At 70.5% G+C, this 26,997-nt stretch carries 22 protein-coding genes and 1 pseudogene; 10 read left to right on the top strand and 13 right to left on the bottom strand.

Annotated elements, in window-relative coordinates; all coding sequences use genetic code 11:
* Positions 1-2 precede the first annotated feature (2 nt).
* The 4 genes from ACFWYS_RS12585 to ACFWYS_RS12570 all read right to left on the bottom strand — a co-directional run bounded on the left by ACFWYS_RS12585 (position 3) and on the right by ACFWYS_RS12570 (position 6,730).
* Entirely contained in the window at positions 3-3,788 is a 3,786-nt protein-coding gene (locus ACFWYS_RS12585) for a multifunctional oxoglutarate decarboxylase/oxoglutarate dehydrogenase thiamine pyrophosphate-binding subunit/dihydrolipoyllysine-residue succinyltransferase subunit (RefSeq protein WP_384766441.1), read from the bottom strand.
* Between the two features lie 291 nt (positions 3,789-4,079).
* Positions 4,080-5,186, bottom strand: coding sequence for a sensor histidine kinase (locus ACFWYS_RS12580; protein WP_384766438.1), 1,107 nt, complete (start codon positions 5,184-5,186; stop codon positions 4,080-4,082).
* Positions 5,183-5,920, bottom strand: a complete 738-nt coding sequence (locus ACFWYS_RS12575; RefSeq protein ID WP_003997964.1) for a response regulator transcription factor — start codon at positions 5,918-5,920, stop codon at positions 5,183-5,185. The genes ACFWYS_RS12580 and ACFWYS_RS12575 overlap by 4 nt, the downstream gene beginning before the upstream one ends.
* Positions 5,921-6,052: 132 nt before the next feature.
* A complete protein-coding gene (locus ACFWYS_RS12570) occupies positions 6,053-6,730 on the bottom strand; it encodes a spermidine synthase (protein WP_384766823.1) in 678 nt (225 codons plus the stop codon).
* A gap of 192 nt (positions 6,731-6,922) precedes the next feature.
* Between ACFWYS_RS12570 and ACFWYS_RS12565 the strand changes: the two genes are divergently transcribed.
* Entirely contained in the window at positions 6,923-7,771 is an 849-nt protein-coding gene (locus ACFWYS_RS12565; RefSeq protein ID WP_384766435.1) for a rhomboid-like protein, read from the top strand.
* On the opposite strand, the gene ACFWYS_RS12560 is transcribed toward ACFWYS_RS12565, so the two are convergent.
* On the bottom strand, positions 7,754-8,548 hold the full coding sequence (locus tag ACFWYS_RS12560; protein WP_384766432.1) for a GNAT family N-acetyltransferase: 795 nt from the start codon (positions 8,546-8,548) through the stop codon (positions 7,754-7,756). The genes ACFWYS_RS12565 and ACFWYS_RS12560 overlap by 18 nt on opposite strands.
* A 170-nt stretch (positions 8,549-8,718) precedes the next feature.
* Between ACFWYS_RS12560 and lon the strand changes: the two genes are divergently transcribed.
* Positions 8,719-11,133 carry an endopeptidase La gene (gene lon, locus ACFWYS_RS12555; protein ID WP_384766429.1) on the top strand — a complete coding sequence of 805 codons (2,415 nt, stop codon included), beginning with the start codon at positions 8,719-8,721 and terminating at the stop codon, positions 11,131-11,133.
* Positions 11,134-11,227: 94 nt separating this feature from the next.
* On the opposite strand, the gene ACFWYS_RS12550 is transcribed toward lon, so the two are convergent.
* Positions 11,228-12,076 (bottom strand): lysozyme, encoded by an 849-nt coding sequence (locus tag ACFWYS_RS12550; protein ID WP_384766426.1) that lies wholly within the window; start codon positions 12,074-12,076, stop codon positions 11,228-11,230.
* 228 nt (positions 12,077-12,304) lie between these two features.
* Between ACFWYS_RS12550 and ACFWYS_RS12545 the strand changes: the two genes are divergently transcribed.
* Positions 12,305-12,799 (top strand): MarR family winged helix-turn-helix transcriptional regulator, encoded by a 495-nt coding sequence (locus tag ACFWYS_RS12545; protein WP_384766424.1) that lies wholly within the window; start codon positions 12,305-12,307, stop codon positions 12,797-12,799.
* Positions 12,800-12,823: 24 nt separating this feature from the next.
* Here ACFWYS_RS12545 and ACFWYS_RS12540 read toward each other — a convergent pair whose 3' ends face one another.
* The gene (locus ACFWYS_RS12540; protein ID WP_384766421.1) at positions 12,824-13,612 is read right to left on the bottom strand and encodes a protein phosphatase 2C domain-containing protein; all 789 of its coding nucleotides are present in this window, start codon (positions 13,610-13,612) and stop codon (positions 12,824-12,826) included.
* A gap of 406 nt (positions 13,613-14,018) precedes the next feature.
* Here ACFWYS_RS12540 and ACFWYS_RS12535 point away from each other — a divergent pair, with 406 nt between their 5' ends.
* From ACFWYS_RS12535 to ACFWYS_RS12515, 5 genes are read left to right on the top strand one after another with little or no spacing between them, the layout of a single operon-like run.
* Positions 14,019-16,901, top strand: a complete 2,883-nt coding sequence (locus tag ACFWYS_RS12535) for a nitrate- and nitrite sensing domain-containing protein (RefSeq protein ID WP_384766418.1) — start codon at positions 14,019-14,021, stop codon at positions 16,899-16,901.
* Positions 16,898-17,401 (top strand): roadblock/LC7 domain-containing protein, encoded by a 504-nt coding sequence (locus ACFWYS_RS12530; RefSeq protein WP_384766416.1) that lies wholly within the window; start codon positions 16,898-16,900, stop codon positions 17,399-17,401. Before ACFWYS_RS12535 ends, ACFWYS_RS12530 begins: the two co-directional genes overlap by 4 nt.
* Positions 17,398-17,826 carry a DUF742 domain-containing protein gene (locus ACFWYS_RS12525; RefSeq protein ID WP_384766413.1) on the top strand — a complete coding sequence of 143 codons (429 nt, stop codon included), beginning with the start codon at positions 17,398-17,400 and terminating at the stop codon, positions 17,824-17,826. The genes ACFWYS_RS12530 and ACFWYS_RS12525 overlap by 4 nt, the downstream gene beginning before the upstream one ends.
* A complete protein-coding gene (locus ACFWYS_RS12520) occupies positions 17,807-18,418 on the top strand; it encodes an ATP/GTP-binding protein (protein WP_384766410.1) in 612 nt (203 codons plus the stop codon). Before ACFWYS_RS12525 ends, ACFWYS_RS12520 begins: the two co-directional genes overlap by 20 nt.
* Before the next feature lie 39 nt (positions 18,419-18,457).
* A complete protein-coding gene (locus tag ACFWYS_RS12515; RefSeq protein WP_384766408.1) occupies positions 18,458-19,711 on the top strand; it encodes a styrene monooxygenase/indole monooxygenase family protein in 1,254 nt (417 codons plus the stop codon).
* On the opposite strand, the gene ACFWYS_RS12510 is transcribed toward ACFWYS_RS12515, so the two are convergent.
* The 4 genes from ACFWYS_RS12510 to ACFWYS_RS12495 form a co-directional block, all read right to left on the bottom strand.
* On the bottom strand, positions 19,629-20,750 hold the full coding sequence (locus ACFWYS_RS12510) for an NlpC/P60 family protein (RefSeq protein ID WP_384766405.1): 1,122 nt from the start codon (positions 20,748-20,750) through the stop codon (positions 19,629-19,631). The two genes, ACFWYS_RS12515 and ACFWYS_RS12510, sit on opposite strands and share 83 nt — an antisense overlap.
* A gap of 101 nt (positions 20,751-20,851) precedes the next feature.
* A complete protein-coding gene (locus tag ACFWYS_RS12505) occupies positions 20,852-21,187 on the bottom strand; it encodes a hypothetical protein (protein ID WP_384766403.1) in 336 nt (111 codons plus the stop codon).
* Positions 21,180-21,824 (bottom strand): TetR/AcrR family transcriptional regulator, encoded by a 645-nt coding sequence (locus ACFWYS_RS12500; protein WP_384766400.1) that lies wholly within the window; start codon positions 21,822-21,824, stop codon positions 21,180-21,182. Before ACFWYS_RS12500 ends, ACFWYS_RS12505 begins: the two co-directional genes overlap by 8 nt.
* A 131-nt stretch (positions 21,825-21,955) precedes the next feature.
* Positions 21,956-22,894 (bottom strand): diiron oxygenase, encoded by a 939-nt coding sequence (locus ACFWYS_RS12495; protein WP_384766398.1) that lies wholly within the window; start codon positions 22,892-22,894, stop codon positions 21,956-21,958.
* 125 nt (positions 22,895-23,019) lie between these two features.
* On the opposite strand from ACFWYS_RS12495, the gene ACFWYS_RS12490 reads away from it, so the two are divergent.
* Positions 23,020-24,126 (top strand): ferritin-like domain-containing protein, encoded by a 1,107-nt coding sequence (locus ACFWYS_RS12490; RefSeq protein ID WP_384766396.1) that lies wholly within the window; start codon positions 23,020-23,022, stop codon positions 24,124-24,126.
* Positions 24,127-24,156: 30 nt separating this feature from the next.
* Here the strand turns inward: ACFWYS_RS12490 and ACFWYS_RS12485 are convergent, their stop codons facing one another.
* Positions 24,157-24,675, bottom strand: a complete 519-nt coding sequence (locus tag ACFWYS_RS12485; protein ID WP_384766393.1) for a DUF3291 domain-containing protein — start codon at positions 24,673-24,675, stop codon at positions 24,157-24,159.
* Between the two features lie 168 nt (positions 24,676-24,843).
* On the opposite strand from ACFWYS_RS12485, the gene ACFWYS_RS12480 reads away from it, so the two are divergent.
* Positions 24,844-26,811 (top strand): nitrate- and nitrite sensing domain-containing protein, encoded by a 1,968-nt coding sequence (locus ACFWYS_RS12480; protein ID WP_384766390.1) that lies wholly within the window; start codon positions 24,844-24,846, stop codon positions 26,809-26,811.
* Here the strand turns inward: ACFWYS_RS12480 and ACFWYS_RS12475 are convergent.
* A pseudogene (locus ACFWYS_RS12475) lies at positions 26,788-26,997 on the bottom strand (penicillin-binding protein 2); the annotation flags it as partial. The gene ACFWYS_RS12480 and the pseudogene ACFWYS_RS12475 sit on opposite strands and share 24 nt — an antisense overlap.

Below are 26,997 nucleotides of genomic sequence, written 5' to 3'. Positions count from 1 at the left end.
GCTTACGCGTCGAAGACCTCACGCACCAGCTGCTCCTGCTCGGCCTGGTGCCGCTTCGCGGAACCGACGGCCGGGGACGAGCCGTGCGGGCGGGAGATGCGGCGCAGGCGCTCGCCGTGCGGGACGTCGGCGCCGACCGCCAGGTCCAGGTGGTCGATCAGGTTGAGCGCGATGAACGGCCACGCTCCCTGGTTCGCCGGCTCCTCCTGGGCCCACAGGTACTTCTCGGCGTTCGGGTACTTGGCGATCTCGGCCTGGAGCTCGGCACCCGGCAGCGGGTACAGGCGCTCGATGCGGATGATCGCCGTGTCCGTGACGCCGCGCTTCTGCCGTTCGGCCTCAAGGTCGTAGTACAGCTTGCCGGCGACGAAGACGACCTTGCGGACCGCGGCCGGGTCGACCGTGGAGTCGCCGATGACGGGGCGGAACTGACCCGACGTGAACTCCTCCGTCTTCGACGCGGCGGCCTTGAGGCGCAGCATCGACTTCGGGGTGAAGACCACCAGCGGCTTGTGGTGCGGGTTGTGCACCTGCCACCGCAGGAGGTGGAAGTAGTTCGACGGCAGGGTCGGCATCGCGACCGTCATGTTGTTCTGCGCGCACAGCTGGAGGAAGCGCTCGACGCGGGCCGAGGAGTGGTCCGGGCCCTGGCCCTCGTAGCCGTGGGGGAGCAGGAGCGTGACGCCGCTCGTCTGGCCCCACTTCTGCTCGGACGCCGAGATGTACTCGTCGACCACCGTCTGCGCGCCGTTGACGAAGTCGCCGAACTGCGCCTCCCACATCACGAGCGCGTCGGGACGGGCCAGCGAGTAGCCGTACTCGAAGCCCATGACCGCGTACTCGGACAGCAGCGAGTTGTAGACGTTGTAGCGGGCCTGGTCCTCGGCGAGGTACTGGAGCGGGGTGTACTCCTCGCCCGTCTCGCGGTTGATGAGGACCGCGTGGCGCTGACCGAAGGTGCCGCGCTGGGAGTCCTGGCCGGACAGCCGGACCGGGGTGCCCTCCAGCAGGAGGGAGCCGACCGCGAGGGTCTCGCCCATACCCCAGTCGATGGTGCCGTCCTCGACCATCGCCGCCCGGCGCTGCAGCTGGGGCAGCAGCCGCGGGTGCACATGGAACGTGTCGGGGATGTTGACCTGGGACTCGGCGATCCGCTTCACGACCTCCGCGGAGATCGCGGTGTTCACGGCGACCGGGAACTCCGCCTGCGGGTCCGACACCGGCTCGGCACTCGGCTGGGAGACGGCCTCGCGGACCTCCGTGAAGACCTTCTCCAGCTGGCCCTGGTAGTCCTGGAGCGCCTGCTCGGCCTCTTCCAGGGTGATGTCGCCGCGACCGATGAGGGACTCGGTGTAGAGCTTGCGCACCGAGCGCTTCTTGTCGATCAGGTCGTACATCAGCGGCTGGGTGAAGGCCGGGTTGTCCGACTCGTTGTGACCGCGGCGGCGGTAGCAGATGAGGTCGATCACCACGTCCTTGTTGAACGCCTGGCGGAACTCGAAGGCCAGACGGGCGACGCGGACGACGGCCTCGGGGTCGTCGCCGTTCACGTGGAAGATCGGGGCCTCGATCATCCTCGCCACGTCCGTCGCGTACATCGACGAGCGGGACGACTCCGGGGCGGCGGTGAAGCCGACCTGGTTGTTGATGACGATGTGGACCGTGCCGCCGGTGCGGTAGCCGCGCAGCTGCGACATGTTCAGGGTCTCGGCCACCACGCCCTGGCCCGCGAAGGCCGCGTCGCCGTGGAGGGCCACCGGCAGGACGGTGAAGTCCGTGCCGCCCTTGTTGATGATGTCCTGCTTGGCGCGGGCGATGCCCTCGATGACCGGGTCGACCGTCTCCAGGTGGGACGGGTTCGCGGCCAGCGAGACCTTGATCTGCTCGCCGTCGAGGCCGGTGAAGGTGCCCTCGGCGCCCAGGTGGTACTTCACGTCGCCGGAGCCGTGCATCGACTTCGGGTCGAGGTTGCCCTCGAACTCGCGGAAGATCTGGGCGTACGACTTGCCGACGATGTTGGCGAGGACGTTCAGGCGGCCGCGGTGGGCCATGCCGATGACGACCTCGTCCAGGCGGGACTCGGCGGCCGAGTCCAGGACCGCGTCGAGCAGCGGGATGACGGACTCGCCGCCCTCCAGGCTGAAGCGCTTCTGGCCGACGTACTTCGTCTGCAGGAAGGTCTCGAAGGCCTCCGCCGCGTTCAGGCGGCGCAGGATGCGCAGCTGCTCCTCGCGCTCCGGCTTGGTGTGCGGGCGCTCGATGCGGTCCTGGATCCACTTGCGCTGCTTGGGGTCCTGGATGTGCATGAACTCGATGCCGGTGGTGCGGCAGTACGAGTCGCGCAGCACGCCGAGGATGTCGCGCAGCTTCATCAGGGACTTGCCGGAGAAGCCGCCGACGGCGAACTCGCGCTCCAGGTCCCACAGGGTGAGGCCGTGCTCGGTGATGTCCAGGTCGGGGTGCTTGCGCTGGCGGTACTCCAGCGGGTCGGTGTCGGCCATGACGTGGCCGCGGACCCGGTAGGAGTGGATCAGCTCGAAGACGCGGGCGGCCTTCGTGACGTCGTCGTCGTGCGAGGCGTCGATGTCCTTGAGCCAGCGGACCGGCTCGTAGGGGATGCGCAGCGCCTCGAAGATCTCGTCGTAGAAGTTGCTCTCGCCGAGCAGGAGGTTCGCGACGATCCGCAGGAACTCGCCGGAGGCGGCGCCCTGGATGACCCGGTGGTCGTAGGTCGACGTGAGCGTCATGACCTTCGAGATGCCGAGCTTGTTCAGGGTGTCCTGGCTGGTGCCCTGGAACTCCGCCGGGTAGTCCATGGAGCCGACGCCCATGATCACCGACTGGCCGGGCATCAGACGCGGCACGGAGTGGACGGTGCCGAGGCCGCCGGGGTTGGTCAGGGAGACCGTCACACCGGTGAAGTCGTCCATGCCCAGCTTGCCGTCGCGGGCGCGGCGGACGATGTCCTCGTAGGCCTGCCAGAACTCGAAGAAGTTCAGGGTCTCGGCCTTCTTGATGCCCGCGACCACGAGCTGGCGGTCGCCGTTGGGCTTGACCAGGTCGATGGCGAGGCCGAAGTTGATGTGCTCCGGCTTGACCAGGGTCGGCTTGCCGTCCTTCTCCGCGAAGGAGTAGTTCATCGACGGCATGGCCTTGATGGCCTGCACCATCGCGTAGCCGATCAGGTGCGTGAAGGAGATCTTCCCGCCCCGGGCGCGCTTCAGGTGGTTGTTGATGACGATGCGGTTGTCGAACAGCAGCTTCACCGGGACCGCGCGGACCGAGGTGGCCGTCGGCACCTCCAGCGAGGCGTTCATGTTCTTCGCGACCGCGGCGGCCGGGCCGCGCAGCGTCACCAGCTCGGGGCCGTCGGCCGACGTGGCGGCGGGCTCGGCCTTCTTCGGCTGGGCGGGCTTCGCGGCAGCGGCGGGCTTCGCCGGGGCGGGAGCCGGAGCGGCGGGCGCGGCGGCGGCGGGCTTCGGGGCCGCGGGGGCCGGCGCCGGGACCGACGGGGCGGCCGGAGCAGCCGCTGCGGGCTTGGCGGCGGTGGTGGTCTGTGCGGCCCCCGCGGCCGCAGTACCCGCCGGAGCCGAGGCGGGAGCGCCCGGCTTGTAGTCGGCGAAGAAGTCCCACCAGGCGCGGTCTACCGAATTCGGGTCCTGGAGGTACTGCTGATAGATCTCGTCGACGAGCCACTCGTTCGGTCCGAACGCGGCTGCGGGATTCTTGCCCGCTTGGTCTGCGTCGGTCGAGATGCTCGATGCGTTACTGGGGGACTGTGGCGACACGGCGGCAACCGCCCTCTTCCGCTTCACAAGGTGATGGACAGCGGGAATAAAGGCTACGCCTCCATGGCCGGGAAGGTGAGGCTGGGCAAGGTCATCGTCGTGTAAGTCACATCGGAAAGCGTGTTTCGTGCCTGGAAATGGCGGGAAACAAGCGTGGTTCCGCTTCAGCGGACGTCAGAGGGGATACGTCGACCGGAGCCCTGCACACCGAACGTGCGGGCCTCTCGCTGATCACACGTGTCCGTCAGCCAGGACGCACGTGGATCTTGTCGCTCCGCTTCGCACCTTACGTCAACTTGGTAGGGATGACTGCCCCGGAAGCGTGACAAGAATCCGGCAACCCCGCTCCGATTCGGCCACGCCGATCCGGCCGCCGTGCAGATCCACGGCCCAGCGCGCGATCGCCAGCCCCAGCCCCGTACCGCCGTCACTGCCCGGCCCGTGCGGCCGGATCACGGCCCCCCGGTTGAAGCGCTCGAAGACCCGGTGCCAGTCCGACCTCGGGATGCCCGGCCCCTCGTCCAGGACCTCCAGCTCCAGTGACTCCGCGTAGGGCCCGCGCCGCGCCTTGACCGTCACGCGGCCGTGCGGCGGGCTGTGCTTGATCGCGTTGTCGATGAGGTTGGCGACGACCTGGTGGATGCGCTCGGGGTCGGCGTGCGCGGTCAGCTCCGGCGGGGACACGTCGAGGTGCAGATGGACGTCCGTACGGGTGTGGCTGCCCGAGCCCGACGCCATGCCCCCGCGGGCCGAGGCGACCATGTTGGCCTCCTTCAGCACCCCGGACAGATACGGCCAGACCTCGAAGCGCCGCATGCGCAGCGGTACGACGCCGTTGTCCAGGCGGGACAGGTCCAGCAGGGTCTCCACCAGCCGGCCCAGCCGCTCGGTCTGCTTCAGGGCCGTGCGCATCGTCTCGGGGTCGGCCTCGGCGATGCCGTCGACCACGTTCTCCAGGACGGCCCGCAGACCGGCGATCGGGGTGCGCAGCTCGTGCGAGACGTTCGCCACCAGCTCCTTGCGCTGCTGGTCCTGGGCCTCCAGCTCGTCGGCCATCAGATTGATGGTCTCGGCCAGGTCGCCCAGCTCGTCCCGGCGGTTCTCCCGCACCCGGCGGGTGTAGTCGCCCTGTGAGATGGACCGGGCCACCGTGTTCATCTCGTCCAGCGGAGCGGTGAGCGAATGGGCCACGAACTGCGTAATGAGCAGTGTGGCGATCATCGAGAAGACCGTGATGAAGCGCAGCTCCGTCTGGGTGCGCACGGCGATCACCGACAGCCCGGTGGTGATCAGCACCGCGATGACGACCAGTGCGCCCAGCTTGGTCTTGATCGAGAACGGACGTACGCCGCCCCAGGGCTCCCCGGGGCCTCTCCGCGCGGCCGGCCCGTCGCTCATGGCGTCGGTGTCTCCAGGGCGTAGCCCACGCCGTGCACGGTACGGATCCGCTCGGCACCGATCTTCCGGCGCAGGGCCTTGATGTGGCTGTCGACCGTCCGGGTGCCGGAGGCGTCCGCCCAGTCCCACACCTCGGCGAGCAGCTGCTCGCGCGAGAGGACGGCGCGCGGGGTGTTCGCCAGGCACACCAGGAGGTCGAACTCGGTCGGAGTGAGGTGAACATCCTCACTCCGGACCCGTACGCGCCGCTGTGCGTGGTCGATCTCCAGCTCGCCGAGCCGCAGGATGCCCGACCGCGGGGTCGTGGCGGCCAGCGCGGCCCGCTCCACGCGGCGCAGCAGCACATGCACGCGTGCCGCCAGCTCCCGCATGGAGAACGGCTTGGTCATGTAGTCGTCGGCGCCCACGCCGAGCCCGACCAGCATGTCGGTCTCGTCGTCGCGCGCGGTCAGCATCAGCACCGGCACCGGACGCTGGGCCTGCACCCGACGGCAGACCTCCAGGCCGTCGAAGCCCGGCAGCATGATGTCGAGGATCAGCAGGTCGGGCTGCCAGGCCTCCGCCGTGTCGACGGCCGCCGGGCCGTCACCCGCGGTCTGCACGAGGAATCCCTCGGCGCGCAGACGGGCCGCGATGGCGTCCACGATGGTCGGATCGTCCTCGACCACGAGGACCCGGCGCTGCGCGCCCGGGGTCGCCGCCGTGCCGTTGTGGGAGGTGTGTGTCTGCTCCATCGCCCGCCCCAAAGTTGCTTTCCGGAATCCGTGGGGTGATCCCGCTATCTGGCTATGCATGCGCATGCTTGCGATTGACGCTTGAATGATCCGCGTCAGAGAAGCAGAGTACGGGGAGTCACCGTGCCACGGCTATCCAGGTCGGACGCCGAGGTGCACGACGTCCGGAACGCCCCGGGCAACGGGGATCTCTTCGGTACGCACCTGTTGGAATCCGGCATTACGCAAGGTTTCTTCGAATTCCGGAGAGGGGCGGGCGGACCATACGGCGAGTACCCCGCCGGGCCTCAACGCCCCTGTACAGCCTGCGAGTCCATGGGGTGAGTAGAGGCTGTCGTTGTCCTGGGTGACGGTCCAGTCGGGGCCGTTGTCGATGTCGAGACACAGTGCGTCATACGTGTCGGAAGTCTCATGTACGTACGCCACGAGATCCGTTTCCAGAATCTCGGTGCGCGGGTCGGCGAGGGCGCGGGCGGAGAAGTCGGACAACGGCCCGTCCAGATGCCAGCCGATAATCGCGCTCTCGCGCTCCACGACGGTGATCCTTCCCGGGCGCGGATCGGCCGCGGCATGTGCGAGCGAGAACCCCACTCCGAGCCCGCCGATCAGCACTTCCGGCTCCGGCCGGCCGTCCAGCGCGCCGAGTGCCGCGTCGATCAGCAGCCGCTCCGAACGGCCGTCCGAGGTGTCCATCAGAAAGCAGCCGTTCGCGATGATCTGGAGCAGCTCACCGTGGCGCCGCAGCACGACCTCGCCGTGGGGGCCGACGCGCCGGTCCAGGACTTCGGGGATGTCGTACGAAGTGGGCATCCGGTCATCCTGACAGCCGAGCCCCGGGCTGCCGAAGGAATTATCTCGGCCCGCCGTCGCCCGTAAGGGTGAAGAGAGCGGGACGCGTGAGGTTCTTGAGAGGTTGCTGAGAATCGGCTCACGCGTGGCGTCGGTCACAGACATGTGGGGGAAGTGGACCAAGGGTGGGGGAAACGGAAGGAGCGCCTCACCATGGAACACACGGTGGCCGAGGGCGTGCCGGGCTCGCACGACGTGGCCGAGCTGCTGGACGCGATGCCGCGGCAGCGCGGGCCGGTGGGAGCCGCCGCGCCGCGCCCGGCGCCGGTCATCGGTGACGCCCCTGCGGCTCCGTCCATCACGGCTGAGGCAATCGCGGCCACTGGGGCCGTCGCGTCCGTCGAGGCCGTCGCGCACCCCCGCCCCCGAGTCCGCCTCCGCCCCTGGCATCTCCTCCCCACTCCCACCGGCACCCCGTTCACCTGCGCCTACGCCGCCGTACTGGTCGTCACGTCCCTGGTCGTCACCTACGCCGACCCCGACCTCGTCCACGCCCTGCTCAGGGGCTCCAGCACCGATGTGGTGCACCTCGTGCAGACGCCCATGCTGGTGCTGGTCGCCAGTGGGCTGTGGGTCGCGGGCGGGCTCCTGGCGCCGTACTCGGTCTGCTTCCTGCTCGTGCTCACCGCGCTGGAGCGGCGGATCGGCAGCGCCCGCACGGCCGTCGTCTTCCTGCTCGGCCACATCCTGGCCACCCTCGCGACCGAGGTCCCCGTGGGGCTCGCGGTACTGACCGGCCACCTGCCCGCCAGTTCGTTGCACCGCTTCGACTACGGCATAAGTTTCGGCGTCGCGACGAGCATCGGGGCACTGGCGGGGCTGCTGCGGCCGTGGCTGGGGCTGCCTGTGCTGGCCCTGTTCGGCGAGATGCTGATCCAGGACCTGCTCGACCTCACGGACCCGCTGACCAATTGGGGGCATCTGATCGCCCTGCTCATCGGGGTCGCGATGTGGCCGCTGGTACGGCGGTGGCGTGCCTCGGGGTCAGCCGCCCTCGGGTGACCAGATGTACGGGGTGGTGGTCGTCACCGCCTCGAAGCCCAGCCGCCGCAGGATGGGCAAGCTGTCGTCGGACGCGTCCACGTGCAGGTAGGTGACGCCGCGGGCGACGGCGAGTGCGGCCCGGGTCGCGACGAGCGCGCGGTAGATGCCGCGGCCCCGCCACTCGGCCAGCGTCGACCCGCCCCACAGACTCGCGAACTCGGTGCCCGCGCGGAACACCAGCCAGGCCGCGGAGACGACCTCGCCGTCCGCCTCGGCGACATGGACGGAGATCTCGTCGGGAGCGGCGTCGACGCGTCCGATCAGGTCGTCGGCGAGAAAGCCCATGTCGAAGCCCCAGACGACCGACTCCAGGGCGGCGATCCGGCGCATGTCGGCGTCCGCGGTGACCTGGCGCAGTGTCACGCCGTCCGGCAGGGCGGGCTCTCGTACGGCGAGGTCGGCGACGCGGCCGACGAGCACCGTCTCCCGGGGCTCGGGTACGAAGCCCGCCGTGCTCAGCCGGTCGGCGAGGTCGGCCGGTTCGTCGTGACCCCGGATCTTCCACTCCACCGCCTCACCTCGCGCCGCGAAGAAGTCGCGCTGCCGGGCGATCAGCCGGTCGAGCTCGGCGTCGTGCACGCCGAGAGAGCGCGGGCCGCTGACGAGACCCCGGAAGCCGCCCACTGTCCGCAGCAGCGGGCCGTCCTGTTCGTACGTCACTCCGGTGGGCGGGGTCGGGGGTGCGCCGCGCATCTGGTCGTCGTAGGCCGCGAGAAGGATCTCTGTGTCTGTCACGGGACGACGGTCGCGGGAAGGGGCGGAACCCGGCAAGCGTTTATTGGTGAAAGCCGAGGTCACGGGCTGTGGGGTAAGTGATCGCTCACAGCGAACGGAGGGTGGGGAACATTCGGGGACCCCCAAGCATTGAGTCGGCATAGCTCAACTTGACTGCCGAAGGGGAGATCATGGCTTCGACGTCCACACCGCTCACCCTGCCTGTGCTGCCGCTCGACGACGAGGTCGTGCTGCCCGGAATGGTGGTCCCGCTGGACTTGAACGACGCCGATGTGCGCGCCGCCGTGGAGGCCGCGGAGGCCGCCGCCCGGTCCCAGCCGGGAAAGCCACGGGTGCTGCTGGTGCCACGCATCGACGGGACGTACGCGAGCACCGGTGTGCTCGGCACCGTCGAGCAGGTCGGCCGGCTGGCCGACGGCGACCCGGGCGCCCTGATCCGCGGCCGGGGCCGGGTGCGGATCGGCGCCGGGACGACCGGGCCGGGTGCGGCGCTGTGGGTCGAGGGGACCCGTGTCGACCAGAGCGTGCCCGAGCCGCTGCCCGGCCAGGTCGGCGAGCTCGTGAAGGAGTACAAGGCGCTCGCCACCGCCTGGCTGCGCAAGCGCGGCGCCTGGCAGGTCGTGGACCGTGTCCAGGCCATCGACGACGTCTCCGCCCTCGCCGACAACTCCGGGTACTCGCCCTTCCTCACCACCGAGCAGAAGGTCGAGCTCCTGGAGACCGCCGACCCGGTGGCCCGCCTCAAGCTCGCCACCCAGCAACTGCGCGACCACCTCGCCGAGCAGGACGTCGCCGAGACCATCGCCAAGGACGTCCAGGAGGGCGTCGACAAGCAGCAGCGCGAGTTCCTGCTGCGCCGTCAGCTCGAAGCCGTACGCAAGGAACTGCGCGAGCTGAACGGCGAGCAGGACGGCGAGGAGTCCGACGACTACCGCGCCCGCGTCGAGGCCGCCGACCTGCCGGAGAAGGTCCGCGAGGCGGCCCTGAAGGAGGTCGACAAGCTGGAGCGGTCCAGCGACCAGTCGCCCGAGGGTTCATGGATCCGCACCTGGCTGGACACCGTCCTGGAACTGCCGTGGAACGAACGCACCGAGGACGCGTACGACATCCAGGGCGCCCAGGGCGTGCTGGACGCCGAGCACGCCGGCCTTGAGGACGTGAAGGAGCGGATCACCGAGTACCTGGCGGTGCGCAAGCGCCGCAGCGACCGGGGTCTGGGTGTCGTCGGCGGGCGACGCGGCGGTGCCGTGCTCGCGCTGGTCGGCCCGCCCGGCGTCGGCAAGACCTCGCTCGGCGAGTCCGTCGCGCATGCCATGGGGCGCAAGTTCGTGCGGGTCGCCCTCGGCGGCGTCCGCGACGAGGCCGAGATCCGCGGCCACCGCCGTACCTACGTCGGCGCGCTGCCCGGCCGGATCGTGCGTGCCATCAAGGAGGCCGGGTCGATGAACCCGGTGGTCCTCCTCGACGAGATCGACAAGGTGGGCTCCGACTTCCGGGGCGACCCGGCGGCCGCCCTGCTGGAGGTGCTCGACCCGGCCCAGAACCACACCTTCCGGGACCACTACCTGGAGGTGGAGCTGGACCTGTCGGACGTGGTCTTCCTGGCCACCGCCAACGTCCTGGAGGCCATCCCGGAGGCCCTGCTCGACCGTATGGAGCTGGTCCGCCTCGACGGCTACACCGAGGACGAGAAGGTCGTCATCGCCCGTGACCACCTGCTCCCGCGCCAGCTGGAGCGGGCGGGCCTGGCGAAGGACGAGGTCGCCCTCGACGAGGGGGCCCTGCGCAGGCTCGCCGGTGAGTACACGCGCGAGGCGGGCGTCCGCAATCTGGAGCGGTCCATCGCGCGGCTGCTCCGCAAGGTCGCGGCGCAGCACGAACTGGGCGAGCGGAAGCTGCCGTTCACCGTCACGGACGGCGATCTGCGCGGCCTGATCGGCCGGCCGCACCATGTGCCCGAGTCCGCCCAGGACCCGGCGGAGCGCCGTACGGCGGTGCCCGGCGTGGCGACGGGCCTCGCGGTGACGGGCGCGGGCGGTGACGTCCTCTTCGTGGAGGCTTCGCTCGCCGACCCGGAGACGGGCGCGGCGGGTCTGACCCTGACCGGCCAGCTGGGTGACGTGATGAAGGAGAGCGCACAGATCGCCCTGTCCTTCCTCCGCTCGCACGGCGCGGAACTGGAGCTGCCGGTCGCCGACCTGAAGGACCGGGGCGTGCACATCCACTTCCCGGCGGGCGCGGTGCCGAAGGACGGCCCGAGCGCCGGCATCACCATGACGACGGCGCTGGCCTCGCTCCTGTCGGGCCGTCTGGTCCGTACGGACGTGGCGATGACCGGCGAGGTCTCGCTGACCGGTCGGGTGCTCCCGATCGGCGGCGTCAAGCAGAAGCTGCTGGCGGCCCATCGGGCGGGCGTCACGACCGTCGTCATCCCCAAGCGCAACGAGCCCGACCTGGACGACGTCCCGGCCGAGGTGCTGGACAAGCTCGACGTCCACGCCGTCACCGACGTCCGCCAGGTCCTGGAACTGGCCCTGTCGCCGGCCACCAACGGCGCGGCGCCGGAGGTTCCGGTCGCGGCGTGACGGACGCGACCGGAGGAAAAGGCCCGGGTCCTCGTGAGAGGCCCGGGCCTTCGCCACACGGCGCCGGGTCAGCCGTTGGCGTGCCGGCGTTGTACTAGCCGTTGGCCAGGGCCGTGATGCGATCCACCGGCCCGTTGAACTTGTTGTGGTCACCGACCGTCGGTCCGGAGGACGTGTACTGCCACATCGTCTGGTACGACCAGCCCGCCGGCAGTTCGCCCACCGTCGACGCGTACCGGGCGATCCACAGCGGGTTGGCGGAGGCGAAGCCGCTGTAATTGCCGGTGCACTCCTTCCACCAGCTGGTGGCCGTGTAGATGACGGCGTCGCGGCCGGTGCGGGACTTGTACTGGTTCAGGAAATCGCGGATCCAGGCGACCATCGCGCTCGGGGTCTTGCCGTAGCACGTGGCGCCGTACGGGTTCCACTCGATGTCGAGGGCGCCGGGCAGGGTCTTGCCGTCGCGGGACCAGCCGCCGCCGTTGTTGACGAAAAAGTTGGCCTGCGTTGCTCCACTGGTGGTGTCCGGGGTGGCGAAGTGGTAGGCGGCGCGGACCATTCCGGCGTCGTAGGAGCCGTTGTACTGCTGGGTGAAGGACGGGTTCGTGTAGTACGTCCCCTCGGAGGCCTTCGTGTAGGCCCACTTCACCCCGTTCTTCCACAGGGTCGCCCAGTCGACGTTGCCCTGATAGCTGGAGACGTCCACCCCCTCCGTCTGGTCGACGGCGATGGGGTCCAGGGGCAGGCCGTCCGCCCCGTCGTGGGCCACGACGCCCATCCCCATGTAGGCGGAGCCGCGGGGCGGGAAGTCGTCGTCGGCGGATGCGGGAGAGGTCTGGACGGCGAGGGTGAGGGAGCAGGTGAGAGAGAGGACGGCGGCGAGCAGGAGCCCGGCGCGGTGCGGGCGCTGAGGGCGGAGCAGTTCGGATCTGTGCACGGGCATAAGCGTGCCTCCGAAGGCTCGGTGGTGCTCGGTGGGGAAACGCGGTGGCTATGGCGAATACATGCCAAGTCCGACGTTCCGGTAGAGAAGTTAGACGCGCAGAAGCGCAGGTGGAAGGGGGTCCGGAGGCTGCCTTTGGTCTGAGCCTGCGAAATACTGGCGGAGCTGCGGTGATTACGGCGGTCGGCGGAAACTTTCAGGACCGGGAAACACGAGGCAGGGGCTGACGTGCACGAAGACGGGAACGGCGACGGACGGCGAATCGACTCCGGAGCGTCCGGTGGTGGTATGGGTCAGCCCGAATTCCTCGATCTGGAACGCGAGTTGACGGTCCTGTTCCGGCGCGCCCGGGCCAAGCAGGGCGAGATGGCCCGCGAGGTCCATCCGGACCTGGAGTCGGCTGCGTACGGCCTGTTGGTACGCCTGGGTGAGTGCGGGCGTCAGCGGGCCACGGAACTCGCCGCCTACATCGGCGTCGGGAAGGCCACGATGTCGCGCCAGCTGCGCGCCCTGGAGGACCTCGGGCTCGTCGCCAGGGAACCGGACCCCGCGGACGGGCGGGCCTGGCTGGTGCACCTCACGGAGGAGGGGCGCGGCCGGGTCGCGAAGGTGCGGGAGGCCCGGCGGGCCCGGTATGTCGAGCAGCTCTCCCACTGGGACCGGGAAGAGGTCGCCGAGCTGGCGCGGTTGCTGAACCAGCTGAACCGGGGGATGGAGAAGTAGGGCCGCGGGGCACCGTTCACAAGTTCACATCTCCGCGTACACAACCGTCGCGTCGTCATGCGTCTTGCTCCGCCCCAGATACGTCCGCTCCTGCGCATCGGCCGTCTCCAGCGCCCGCACCCGCTCCACCAGCGCCCGAGCCCCCTCCTTCCGTACCAGGGCGAAGCAGTCCCCCCAGCTGCCCTCCCGGAACTTCTCCACCCACCGGGCCGCCCCGTCCGTCAGGGCGGCCAGCGCCCGCACCTCGGCTCGCGGCAGCACGCCCGTCACCGCCCGCTGCGCCACCGACGGATCCGCGGCGGCCGTGAAGAAGCCGCCCTCCTTGTTGCGGATGTGAGCGTCGATCAGCGCGTCCGTGGCCAGGGAGGCCCGGGGGAGGTTCGACAGACGGTCGTCGAGGCAGGGCGTGATCGTGCCGTCCGTCGACTCCACCAGGAGTGCGGAGTCCGACAGGACCAGGTACTCCACCGCCGCCGCCGACCACCGCGCCATGACCACGGTTGCCTGTGGGGTGCGCGGGTGAGAAAGGTCACAGGTTTCCCGATGTGTGTCAGCGGTACGCGTGATGGCACGGGCCAGCGCGTCGGTGAGGGGAACATCCGGGAGTGAAACGGTCAGTTCGGTCAGGGCTCCGCCGAGCCGTGCGGTGAACCAGGGGACGGAATGCAGACACCCCGTCCCGCTCCTCGGTGGCGTCACTCCGTCCAGGACCACCAGCGCGCCACCCTGTCCCGAGGCGGGAAGTCCGACACTCGCGAAGTCCTCGTTGGGGCGGGCGGGATCGCCGGGCTCGGAAGCAAGCTCTGTTCGCATTCGGCCAGTCTGCACGAGGCCTTCACAAGGTTCGCGAAGAGGTCGCATTGGTTCCCGAAAGGGTGCAGTCGCGCAGGTCAGGCGTCTGATTTAGGCTGGAATGGTTCGCTCCGAGGGGGCGTGGCGGCGAATCCTGCCATCGCCCGCCGCAGACGTCCAACCGGCCCGCCGCGCAAGGCATGTGTGCGCGCCAGAGGAACTTGCCCGCCAACTCTCCTCCGGGGTTCACTCCTTCGGGTGGCGGGTCAGGTGATGCGCGGCCGTTGCCCACCGGCACTGGGAGGGTCGGGGACCGGTGAGAACACCCCCTGCTCGGGCCAGGACACGAGCTTGGGGGAGGGGTGTGCGTACGGTCGGCGGCAGTTGACGAAGCGTCATCCGGACCCATGGGTATCACGAGTCAGGAATGCGAGCACCGGTGCAGAAGATGCGGCCTCGTCGCTCAGGCAAGCAGACAAACTCCGCAGGGGGCACGCAACCCACACCCGACAGCACCAGCGACGGCACACCCGCCGGCAAGGGCCGCCCCACACATGTGCGGAACCGGCTGATCGTCGCCGTGGCCGTGGTGGCCGCCGCCATCGCCGGAGCCGGCGTCCCCTCGATCGTTGCCGCCTCCGGGCAACTGCACGACTCCCAGGAACTGGTGACGCTCACCGAGCAGACCGAGGACGCGCTCACCCTCGCCCACTCCCTGGCCGACGAGCGCGACGAGGTCACCTCGTACATCGCCGCCGGACGGCCCAAGTCCAAGGCGCCCAGCGAGCAGCGCAGCGTCCGGGTCGACCGGCAGGTCGAGGAACTGCGCGCCGACCCCGACGCCCCCGCCTCGCTGGCGGACGACCTGGACGGCATCGCGGCCGTGCGCCGGGCCGCGCTCACCGGCAAGAGCACCGCGCTTGAGGCCCACGCGGCCTACTCGGTCGCCATCACCGAACTCCACCGGCTCGCCGAGCGGCTGGCCGGACAGATGCCGCCCCGCGCGGGTGCCGGCGCCTACGCACTCGCCGAGCTGGACTCCGCCGTACAGCAGGCCGCCGCCGCCCGCGGGCTGCTGCTCGCCGCGCTCAGCGTGCCGACCACCACCGAGACCGTCGTCGACCCGATCACCGGCCTCGCGAGCACGCAGAAGACCTCCTCGGACGCGGACGCCAAGCAGCGCGCCGCGCTCAGCGCCGCCGCCCAGCAGGCCCGGCTGCGCTCCGACGCCGCCGTCGCCGACTTCCGCGACACGGCCCCCAAGAGCGCGCGCACCTCGTACGACTCCACGGTCACCGGCCCCGAGGTCAACACCGCCGAGCGGTACCTGGCCGCCCTCACCGACCAGGCCGCGCTCTCCGACCGCGACCTCGACACCGACCTCAAGCGGGCCGACGCCATGCTCTCCGCGCGCGTCGACCTGATGCGGGGCGTCGAGTCCGCCCTCTACGACCGCCGCAGCAAGGACCTCGCGCAGCTCCGCGACGACGATGTCACCGCGCTGGAGATCCGTATCGCGATCCTCGGCGCCCTGATGCTGCTCGCGGTCGGCGTCGCCACCGGCATGGCCCGCAGCCTCACCCGGCCCCTCGCCGTCCTGCGGCTCGGCTCCGCCCGGCTCGCACAGGCCGAGGACCCGGCCGCCGAGGAACCCGTCAAGTTCACCGGCCGCAAGGACGAGTTCGCCCAGGTCGTCAACTCCGTCAACGCCCTGCACACGCACGCCGTCGCCCTGCACGAGCGCGTCACCACCCTGGAGTCCGACCGCAAGCACCTGGTCGGCCAGCGCCAGAAGATGGCCGACGCCCGCGAGGAACTGCGTGCCGAACTCGCCGACTCCGCCGCCCAGCTGGAGCGGCTGCGGGACACCATCGGCGCCACCTTCGTGAACCTCGCCCTGCGCACCCTCGGCCTGGTCGAGCGTCAGCTCGGCGTCATCGAGGGCCTGGAGGAGCGCGAGCAGGACCCCGAGCGCCTCGCCACCCTCTTCAAGCTCGACCACTTCGCCACGGTCATGCGCCGCCACAGCGAGAACCTCCTCGTGCTGGCCGGCACCGAGCATGTCCAGCAGCACGCGGGACCGGTCCCGCTCGTCGACGTCGTGCGCGCCGCGGTCAGCGAGATCGAGCGGTACGAGCGGGTCCGTATCGCGGCCCTCCCGCCGCACGCGCATGTGGCGGGCTTCGCCGCCGACGACCTCTCCCACCTGCTGGCCGAGCTGATGGAGAACGCGACGTCGTTCTCCCCGCCCGACGTGCCCGTGGAGATCTCCGGCTGGCTGCTGGAGAACGGCGAGGTCATGCTCTCCGTCCAGGACGAGGGCATCGGCATGACCGACGAGCGCATGGCCCGCCTCAACGCCCGCCTCGCCGACTTCGACCCCGAGGCGTCCTACGACCAGGAGGGCGACGACGGCCTGGGCCTCGGCCTGTACGTCGTCGCCCGCCTCGCCCACCGCCTCGGCGTCCGCGTCCAGCTCCGCGAGCAGAAGCACGGCGGCATCGCGGCGGTCGCGGTCCTGTCCAAGGGACTCTTCGCACCGGCCCCCGCGGCCGCGGTCCCCGCCGACTCCGCCCACCACACCGGCAGCCACACCTTCTCGCTGCCGGGCGCGGACGCGGAGGCCAACTCCAACGTCCTGCGCGGCCGCGCCAAGAACGGCGACCCGCTGGTGGCCCTGGCGGAGAAGGCCGTACGGGAGACGGGGGGCGCCGACGAGGCCGTACCGGAGCCGGCGGTGGAGCCGGAAACGGAGCCGGTGGCGAGGACGGAGCCGGAGACGCCGGCCGAGAGCACGATGGAACTCCTGCTCCCGGAGGCTGCCGCCGAACCCGCCGAACCCGCCGAACCCGCCGAACCCGCCGAACCCGCCGAACCCGCCGAACCCGCCGAACCCGCCGAACCCGCCGAACCCGCCGAACCCGCTGAGCTCGCCGAGCCCGCCGTGGAGACGGAGCCCCCGGCCACCGACCCGTACGCCATCGGCCCCGACACGCATGAGCGGGCCCGGGACGAACGGGACCAGGACGACGAAGCCGATGGGGGTGATGGGGCGGCCGAGGGGGAGGAGATCGTCACCGACAAGGGCCTCCCCAAGCGCACCCCGAAGATCACCGCACCGGTGCAGGCCCCGCGCCAGCGGACCGGCTCCGTCGACGCGGACGCCCTCCGCCGCAGGCTCGGCGGCTTCCGCAGGGGAGCGGAGGCGGGCTACCGCGACGTGGAGGCCGAGATCGCCGAGCGGACCGGCCAGAACCAGGTACCGACCGAAGATGTCACGGGGGGCACAGTCGAGGAGGCAAGCAGTTGACCGCGCCCAGTACCTTCGGACTGAGCAGTGAGGCCCGCAACCTGCATTGGTTGCTGACGAATCTGGTCGAGGAGGTGCCGGGCATCCAGTCGGTAGCGGTGGTCTCCTCCGACGGCCTGCTCCTGCTCTCCTCCGACCCGAGCCGAAACGCCGAGGCCCAGGCCCAGGCACAGCGGCCGCCAACCGGCCCTCGTGGTTCCTCCGCGGACCTCGCCACCATCGTCTCCGGCATCGGCAGCCTCACCATCGGCGCCGCCAAGCTGATGGAGTTCGGCGGGGTGAAGCACACGATGATCGCGATGGACGAGGGCAGTCTGTTCGTCATGTCCATCAGCGACGGCTCGCTGCTCGGCGTGCACGGCTCCGCCGACTGCGACATGAGCGTGGTGGCCTACCACATGGCGCTCTTCGTCGGCCGCGCCGGCCACGTCCTCACCCCCGAACTCCGCAGCGAACTCCGGAAATCACTGGAGGCCGCGTCGGCAGGGAGTACCCGATGAGCAACGCCCCGAAGAACAAGCCCCAGCTCCCCGTCCGCAGCGGCGACCGCAAGGCCGCCCGCGTGCGCCCCTACTCGCTCACCGGCGGCCGTACCCGCTTCGGCCATGTCCTGCTCGTCGAGACGTTCGTCAGCAGCACCGCCGCGCTGGAGGCCGCCGAGGAGCGCAAGGAACTGACGAATGGTTCCCTCAACACCCGGGTGATGCCGGAGATGCGGGCCATCGTCGAACTGTGCCGCCGTATGCGCACGGTGGCCGAGATCGCCGCGCTGCTGAAGATGCCGCTCGGTGTGGTCCGCGTCCTGATCAGCGACCTCGCGGACCAGGGCAAGATCCGTGTGTACGGCACCGGAACCGGTCATGGCACGGGCCGGCCGGAACGCGCACTGCTCGAAAGGGTGCTGAGTGGACTCCGTCGTCTTTGAGGACACCGACGAGAACCTGAGGTCCTGGGAGACGGACCGTACCCGCGCCCCCATCGCCACGAAGATAGTCGTGGCGGGCGGCTTCGGCGTCGGCAAGACCACGCTGGTCACCGCCGTCTCGGAGATCACGCCCCTGCAGACCGAGGCGCTGATGACCGAGGCGAGCGAGGAGACCGACGACCTCACCTCGACGCCCGGCAAGCTGAGCACCACCGTGGCCATGGACTTCGGCCGCATCACGCTCGACGACGACCTGGTGCTCTATCTGTTCGGCACGCCGGGCCAGCAGCGGTTCTGGTTCATGTGGGACGACCTGGTGCGCGGCGCGATCGGCGCGGTCGTCCTCGCGGACACCAGGCGGCTGAAGGACTGCTTCCCCGCACTGGACTACTTCGAGAGCTGCGGGTTGCCGTACGTGGTGGCGGTCAACCACTTCGACGGCAGTGAGCGCTTCGCACCGGAGGACGTGCGTGAGGCGCTGACGATCCCCCCGCACATACCTGTCATGATCATGGACGCTCGGCGTCGGATCTCGGCCATCGAGACCCTGCTGTCCCTCGTCGGCCACGCACTGGACGTCACCCCCGAGTAGTCCCCGTAGTCCCCGATCCCCGTAGGAGACATCACCCGCATGCGGAAGATTCTCGTCGTCGGAGCCGGCCAGTCCGGACTCCAGCTCGCCCTCGGACTCCAGTCGCACGGGTACGAGGTCACCCTGATGTCCAACCGGACGGCGGACGAGATCCGCTCCGGCCGGGTCATGTCCACGCAGTGCATGTTCCACACGGCGCTGCAGCACGAGCGCGACCTCCAGCTGAACTTCTGGGAGTCCCAGGCTCCGAAGATCGAAGGAGTCGGCGTCTCGGTGGCGGCCCCCGGCTCGTGGGCCGAGGGTCCCGCGGCCCGCGCGATCGACTGGCTCGGGCGGCTCGACGGGTACGCGCAGTCGGTCGACCAGCGGGTGAAGATGGCCGGCTGGATGGAGACGTTCGCGCAGCGCGGCGGACAGCTGGTCATCCACGGCGCGGCCGTCGGCGACCTCGACTACTTCTCCCGCACGTACGACCTGGTGCTGCTCTCGGCGGGCAAGGGCGAGCTCGTCCAGATGTTCGAGCGGGACCCGGAGCGGTCCCCGTACAGCCGGCCGCAGCGGGCGCTCGCCGTGTCGTACGTCCACGGGCTGGGCCCGCGTGCGGAGCACCCGGACACGGAGGCCGTGCGCTGCAACCTCGTCCCCGGGGTCGGCGAGCTGTTCATCATGCCCACGCTGACGACCTCCGGACGCGCCGACATCCTGTTCTGGGAGGGCATCCCCGGCGGGCCGCTCGATGTCTTCGACGGGGTCAAGGACCCGGCGGAGCACCTCTCCCTGACCCTGGCGCTCATGGAGAAGTACACGCCGTGGGAGCACGCGCGGGCCACCGGGGTCGAGCTCACGGACGCGGGCGGGGTGCTGAGCGGGCGGTACCCGCCGACCGTGCGCAACCCCGTCGGCCGGCTCCCCGGCGGCGGGCTGGTGCTCGGTGTGGCGGACGTCGTCGTGGCGAACGACCCGATCACCGGGCAGGGCTCCAACTCCGCGTCCAAGTGCGCGGCCGCCTATCTCGCCTCGATCCTCGAACGCGGGGAGAAGGAGTTCGACGAGGAGTGGATGCGCGGCACGTTCGACCGGTACTGGGACACCGCGCAGCACGTCACCAAGTGGACGAACGCCATGCTGGCCCCGCCGCCGGAGCACATCCTGGGCCTCATCGGGGCGGCGGGGCAGCTGCCGCCGGTGGCCGACCGGTTCGTCAACGGGTTCAATGATCCGGCCGATTTCGAGAACTACTTCTACGATCCGGAGAAGACCGCGGCTTATCTCGGTGAGGTTTCCGGGGCCTGAACTCCGGACGTACGGCGCCCAGCACCGGGTTCGACGCGATCGGGGAGATCTTGACCTTCTCGCCGGTGCGGGGCGCCTGGATCACCTTGCCCTTGCCGAGGTACATGGCCACGTGGGTGGCGTCCGGGAAGTAGACGACCAGGTCACCGGGGCGCAGTTCGGTCAGCGGGACGTGGTCGAGCCGCGCCCACTGCTCCTGGCTGGTGCGCGGAATCCGGGTCCCCGCGTGCGCCCAGGCCTTGGACGTCAGCCCTGAGCAGTCGTACGTCCTGGGGCCCTCGGCACCCCACTGGTACGGCTTTCCCAGCTGCCGTCTGGCGAAGCGCATGGCCCGCTTGGCGACGCGGGACGGCTTGTGGTCATCCTTGGCGAGGGCACCGGAGGCGATGAACGCCCGCTGGGCCTTCGCGGTGTCCTGCTTCTCGAACTCGGCCAGGGACGTGAGCTGTTCGGCGGTGAGGGAGGCGAGGAGTCCTTCCACCTTCCGCAGCCGTCTCTCCACGGTGTCCCGGTCCTTCTTCTGCCGTTCGGCGAGGGCGAGTTGCTCATCCAGGGCCGCGCGGGCCTTGTGGGCCAGCTCGTCGGCCTTGCGCTCGGTGCCGGTCAGCCGGCCCACCGACTCGGCGCGCTCGCGTGCCAGGCGGTCGATGACATGGCCCTGGTCCAGGGCGTGCTGGGGATCACGGGCCAGGAGCAGGCGTACGTACGGGGAGATGCCGGTGGTGTTCTGGTACTGCTGCCGGGCCAGCCGGCCGGCCCGGCCCCGGCTGGCGTGCAGGGAGAGACGGGCGAGGGCCAGGGCGGTGTCCAGCCGGGTCACCTCGGTGCGCTGCTTCTCCAGCTTCTCCTCGGTGGCGTTGTAGGCCTCCGTGGCCTGCTCGGTCTCGCGGTACAGACGCTGAAGGTCTGTCAGAAGCGCGGCCGTGGACCGCTCCTGGGGCTCGGGAGCCTCGGGTGCCGCCAGGGCGGGAGTGGTCGGGGCGAGGATGGCGGCCGACACCGTCGCCGTACACGCCAGACGCAGAATCCTTCCTGACACGTCATCACCTCCGGTGCGGAGAGGCTCTCTGCTCCGCATCAGAGCTTTAGACGTGGCCGCCGGGTTCACCGGCCGGTTGTAGGCGGTCCGGCGTAACTTCGTCACCCGTCCGAGTCATCCGGCTTGCCTCGCGGCGCGGCGTCCGGCTTGGACCACGGCCACTTCGGCCGCCGGCTCTGCCCGCCCGACCCCTGCTCGCCCTCGGGGGAGTACTCGTACTTCCAGCGCCGGCTGAGGCCCGTGCGGCTGCCCGGTGTGCGGGGCACGCGGAGGTAGACCAGGACCGTGGGCGGACCGCCCTGCGGGTCGGGCACGGGGATGCGGTACGTCTTGGGCGGGTGGCCGGTGATGCCCAGCAGCACGGGCAGGACCCGGCCGTCCATCGGGCCGCCCTCGAAGGGGGTGTCTTCGCTCTTCACGGCACCAGTGTCAGCCATCCGCCGAGAGCTTCTCGGCCAGCGCGGCGGTCTGGGGGTCCCGGGCCGCGGTGACCGAGAGGACGGCGATGAACTGCTCGACCAGCCAGTCCCGCAGTTCCTCGACCGGTGGCTGCTTGTCCTCGTCGAGCCAGATGAGGGAGGCCGCCTCGACCGCGGTGATCCACATCCGCACGGTCATGCGCAGCCGCAGGCCGGGTTCGGTGATCCCCAGATGGCTGAGGATGTGCTCGGCGGCGGCGCGGCGTACGCCGTCGACGATGGCGGTCGTGCGGGAGGTCTCCACGACGCTGCCGCCCTGGAGCAGGGCGCTGAAACCGGCGTCGTGCTGGTCGACGAAGGTGAGGTAGCGGTCGAGGGCGCGGGAGAGGCGGGGGAGGAGGGGGCCCTCGCGGGGCTCGTCGAAGCAGTGCTGGAGTTCCTCGGCGGCCGAGCGCAGGGCGGCCTCGTACAGCTGCTGCTTGCCGCCCGGGAAGTACCGGTACACCAGCGGGCGTGACACTCCGGCCGCTTCTGCCACATCGTCCAGGGAGATGTCCTCGGGGGCGCGGTGGGCGAAGAGGGTGAGGGCGGCTTCGAGGAGCTGACTGCGGCGTTCCTCGACGCTCAGGCGGCGATAGGCGGGGGCGGCGGGCATGAGATGAAGCCTAGTCGCCGTGGGGGTGCCGGGATCTGGTGGCTGCGGGCTCGTTGTGGCTGATCGCGCCCCCGCGGCGGAGCCGCAGATCGATTCGGCTCCGCGCCCCTTTCAGGCCGGCTTCCCGCCCCTTACGCCAAGAGGCCGGACGACCTCCACAGGCGTCGGCCCACGCCTCGCAGCACCCCGATGTCGTCCAGGAAGTCGGTGAGCCGCTTCGCCCCCGTCTGCATGACCTCCCGACGATGCCCGCTCGCCTTCACCTGGGCCATGGCCTCCCGTTTGTCCAGTCCCACGTTCGTGTAGACCTCGGGGTTCACGAACGCCACCGAGAACACCCGGGCGAACTCACCGGAGGTGACCCGCGTGAACTCCTGCGACCACCTCGGCGCCGTCACCATCTGGCGGCGCAGCTCCTCACGGGCGTAGCGGACGTGGCGGGCCTCCTCCACGACGTGGATGCGTGTGACGCCCCGGACCAGGGGCTGGACGCGCTCGTCCGGGAATGTCAGGCGCTGCATCCAGTCGAGGACCTCCTCGCCGAGGAGGGTGGCCGTGAAGGAGCCGGGGGTGGTCGAGATCGTCTTGAAAAGGCGCCCCAGGTTCTGATGGACCCTGGCCACCGGATACCAGGGCGTCCCGCCGTGCGATATCAGCCGGGCGAACATCTTGGAGTGCCGGCACTCGTCCTCGATCTCGGTCAGCGCGTACCGCACATGCGCACTCGTCGCCGCCTTGTCGTAGATGTGGCGGACCAGCAGCTGCATGAGGATGATCTCGAACCAGATGCCGAGGGAGGCGAGGGCGGCGGACTCGTGCTGGGAGAGCAGGATGCGCTGTTCCTCGCTCATCCGCTTCCACAGGGGCGTGTCGTAGAGCGAGACCAGCTCCGGGGGCCAGAACCACTTGCCCTCCTCGAAGGGCGCCTCCCAGTCCAGCTCCTTGTCGGGGTCGAAGGAGTGCTTGGCGGAGGAGGCGAGGAGGCGTTCGGCCACTTGCTCCCGGTCCTTGAGCAGGCCGAGTGCGTCGCGCAGTCCGTCGAGCGCGTCGGCTTCCGTCAGGGTCGTCATCGGTCCCTCACCTCGTTACCGCGGGTACGTCGTCCGCATCTTATGAGACTGCCTGTCAGCAAGCTCGTCAATCCCTTGCGCAGGACTTGTTGACCCCGCGTCTACTACGTGTGAGCCTGCCGGACATGCCGACAAACGACCTGTACGCCATGGATCAGGGTGACCCTCTCTGGCAGGTGCCGGCGACCGGCGCGGCACGTTTCAGCTGGGAGTACGACGACGGCCGCGACCGGCTTCTGGCCCTGTACCAGAAGGGCAAGGACAAGCAGTGGGACGGGCAGAAGCGCATCGACTGGGAGCTGGAGGTCGATCCGAGCGACCCCCTCGGCACCCCTGACGAATCCATTTCCCTCTACGGCACCAAGTACTGGGCCAAGCTCACCGACAACGACAAGGGCGAGCTGCGCAAGCACTACGCCTCCTGGCAGTTCAGCCAGTTCCTGCACGGTGAGCAGGGCGCGATGGTGTGTGCCGCGCGGATCGTCGAGTCCGTGCCCGACCTGGACGCGAAGTTCTACTCGGCGACCCAGGTGATGGACGAGGCCCGGCACGCGGAGATCTACGGCCGCTTCCTGCACGAGAAGGTCGGGATGCTGTACCCGATCAACGACAACCTCCAGGCCCTGCTGGGCGACACCCTGCGGGACAGCCGCTGGGACATGCCGTACCTCGGTATGCAGGTGCTGATCGAGGGGCTGGCGCTGGCCGCCTTCGGCATGATCAGGGACACCACCGACAAGCCGCTGCCCCAGCAGATCCTGGCGTACATCATGCAGGACGAGGCCCGGCACGTGGCCTTCGGGCGGATGGCGCTGCGGGACTACTACCGGCAGCTCAGCGATGCCGAGCTCCGGGAGCGCGAGGAGTTCGTCATCGAGGGCTGCTATCTGATGCGCGACCGGCTGCGGGGCGTGGAGGTGCTGGAGAACTTCGGCATCCCGACCGCCGAGGCCGAGGAGTTCAGCGAGCAGTCCGAGTTCCTCGCCCTGTTCCGCCGACTGCTTTTCTCCCGCATAGTCCCCTGCGTCAAGGACATCGGGCTGTGGGGGAAGCGCCTACAGCAGGCCTATGTCGACATGGGCGTGTTCGAGATGGGCGACTCCAATCTGGACCTGCTGATGGCACAGGACGAGGAGATCGCGGAGCGGCTCGACGCCGAGCGGTTCGCGGTCGAGGAGCGGCAGCGGGTGGCGGAGGTGGGGGACGCGATCGAGGCGGGGGCCGAGGGCTGACCCCCGGCCCCCTGAGCCGCCTGGCCGCTCCTAGACCGAGCAGCCCAGCCCCTCCGGCACGTCCACCGGCACCGGCTCCGCGCCCTGGGGCGGGAACGAAGTGCGCAGGGTGAAGGCGTACGGCGTCGGGCCGTTCGTGCGCAGGTGGAGAAGGCGGGACTCCGCTTCGGCGACCGTCGGGCGGTGGCCCGCCGGAACCCACCACAGGGCCGTCATCGCCTCCTGCACCTTCTCGAACCACTCCCGGCGGCGGGCCAGCATCTCGCGGTGACGGCCCTGGTACATGTACGCGGTCAGGGCGTTCGCGTCGCGCCACATCGTCAGGTTGATGATGAGCCAGGAGTCGCCGAAGACCGGTACGTCCGTCGCGTCGCCGGAGTCGTCCTGCAACCGCCAGACGAAGCCGTCGGCGGCCTCGGCGTCGGCGTTCACGGGGTCGAGACTGTCGACGAAGTCCTTCAACTGCGGGGAGTCCAGCGGGGCCTTGAGGCGGGCGATGTTGACCTGGGCGAGTTCGTAGGAGGCTTCCGGGGCGGTTGATGGCGTCATGGAACCGAACGATAGGTCGGGCGGGGTCGCGGGCCCAGGGGGTATCTCAGTACGTGGGCACATGTCCCCCTTTCACAGCCGGGGCGCCGGGTGCGTGAGTACCTGTGCACCGCGGTCTTACGGGCGGGAAACCGTGCCCTGACCGGCCCGCCCGTAGCCTCACGGGGCATGACGGGGAATGTACTGACCACCCTCCGCCCGACCTTCCGCCGACCCGGCGCGCTGCCCGGCTGGAGCTCCATCCGTGGCCGTATGGCCATCGTGCTGGCCGTTCCGACGTGTCTGCTGCTGGCCCTCATCGGGCTCGGCGTCGCCGACCGGGCCGCCGACTGGTCCGCCGCCAGGGAGACCGAGGCGCATGTCGGGGTGCTGCTGCGCGCACAGGAACTCGTCCGGGAGGTGCAGCGGGAACGCGGGCTGACCAACGGGCTGCTGGGGGGTGCCAAGGGGTACCGGGACGACGTGGTCGCACAGCGTGGCCGTACCGACGAGGCGCGGGACGCGCTGGGTGCCGCGCTGGACGAGGAGGGCGGGGCGCTGCCCGGTGCCGCTCTCTCCGCCCTGCGGGCCGCCGAGGTCCCCCTCGCCGCCCTCGGCACGACACGCGAGGACGTCGACGCCGGCACCGCCGACCGTGCCGCCACCCTGCGGACCTACACCAAGGCCGTGACCGCCCTCATCGACGCCGAGTCGGCCGGTGCCCCGGACGGCGACCGCCGTATCGCGCAGGGCGTGCAGGCGCTCCAGGCCCTCGCCCGGGGCACGGAGGCAGTCGCGCTCGAACGCGGCTCCCTCAACGGGGTGTTCGCGGCCGGGCGGTTCCGCTCCGGGGAGTACCTCGACTTCACGGAGGTCCGGGCCACCCGGGTGGCCGCCCTGGCACAGTTCAGGCAACTCGCCGGTGCGGAGCAGGAGTCCGCGCTCGACGACGCCTTCGCCACGGCCGCCGCGCGCCGGGTCGCCGGATACGAGACGCGGGCCGAGCGCGGCGCCGACGGGTCCGCTCTCACCGTGGCCCCGGCCCGCTGGTGGGCCGACATGACCACCCTCGTCGACGATCTGCACGCCGTGCAGCGGACCGTCGGGGACGATGTCCGTGCGCGCGCCGACGAGGCCGGTTCCGCCGCCACCCGCCAGCTCGGCGGCTATCTCGCCCTCGGGGTGCTGATCCTCGGCGTGGCCGTCGCGCTCGCCCTCTTCTCGGCCCGTTCCATCACCCGGCCGCTCGGCGCCCTCGCCGACGAGGCGGACGCCGTCGCGGGGACGCGGCTGCCCGAGGCCGTCCGGCGGATCCAGGACGCCGACCCCGACGGCCCGCCCGCCGAGGAGGCCGGACGGAGCGAACTCCCCGGTGGCGCACGGGAGATCAGCCGCCTCGCCGCCGCCCTGCGCAACGTCGAGGACACCGCCGTCGGACTCGCCGCCCAGCAGACCGTCCTGCGTCGCACGAGCACCGAGTCCCTGGCCAGCCTCGGCCGCCGCAACCAGAGCCTGCTCAACCGGCAGCTCGGTCTGATCACCACGCTGGAGAGCCAGGAGCTCGACCCGGACGCCCTCGCCGAGCTGTTCGAACTCGACCACCTGGCCACCCGGATGCGCCGCAACGCCGAGTCGCTTCTCGTGCTCGCCGGTGAGGAGTCGCCCGGCCGGTCCTGGAAGGGCACGGTCGCCGTCACGGACGTGGTGCGGTCGGCGGTGGCGGAGGTCGAGCAGTACCAGAGGGTGACCGCCGTCGACGTCCAGCAGTGCGGCGTCCGCGGTCACTGCGTCGCGGAACTGTCCCATCTGCTCGCCGAGCTGGTGGAGAACGCGCTGATGTTCAGCCCGCCCCAGCAGCCCGTGGAGGTCTACGGCTGGCGGGACGGCACCGAGTACTGCCTGGCCGTGGTGGACCGGGGGATCGGGATGACCCCGGAGCGCATGGGCGAGTCCAACGCGGTGCTGGCCGGCCGGGGCGAGTCCCTGCACACCGCCCCGACCAGGTTCCTCGGGCACCATGTCGTCGGCGCCCTCGCCGCCCGCCTCGGCGCCCATGTCGAGCTCCGCCCCACCCAGGGCGCGGGCGTCACGGCGTATGTCGCCCTGCCGGCCGCCCTGATCCAGGAACCGACGTCAACGGCCGCCGTCCGAGGGTGACTTCTTCAGCACCGCCTCCATCACCGCCCGCGCGATCGGCGCCGCGTCCCCGCCGCCGCTGATCTCGCCCCGGTCCGCGTCCGCGTCCTCCACCACCACCGCGACCGCGACCATTGGGTGCAGGGGCCCGGGCCCCGGGGCGCACGGGTCCGACCACGCCGAAGGCGTGCCGGGGTTTGCGATGCC

It is taken from the genome of Streptomyces sp. NPDC059010 (genome assembly GCF_042740355.1).
Taxonomy (GTDB): domain Bacteria; phylum Actinomycetota; class Actinomycetes; order Streptomycetales; family Streptomycetaceae; genus Streptomyces.
The sequence above is the reverse complement of the archived record's forward strand: the minus strand, read 5'-3'. Positions and strand labels throughout refer to the sequence as shown.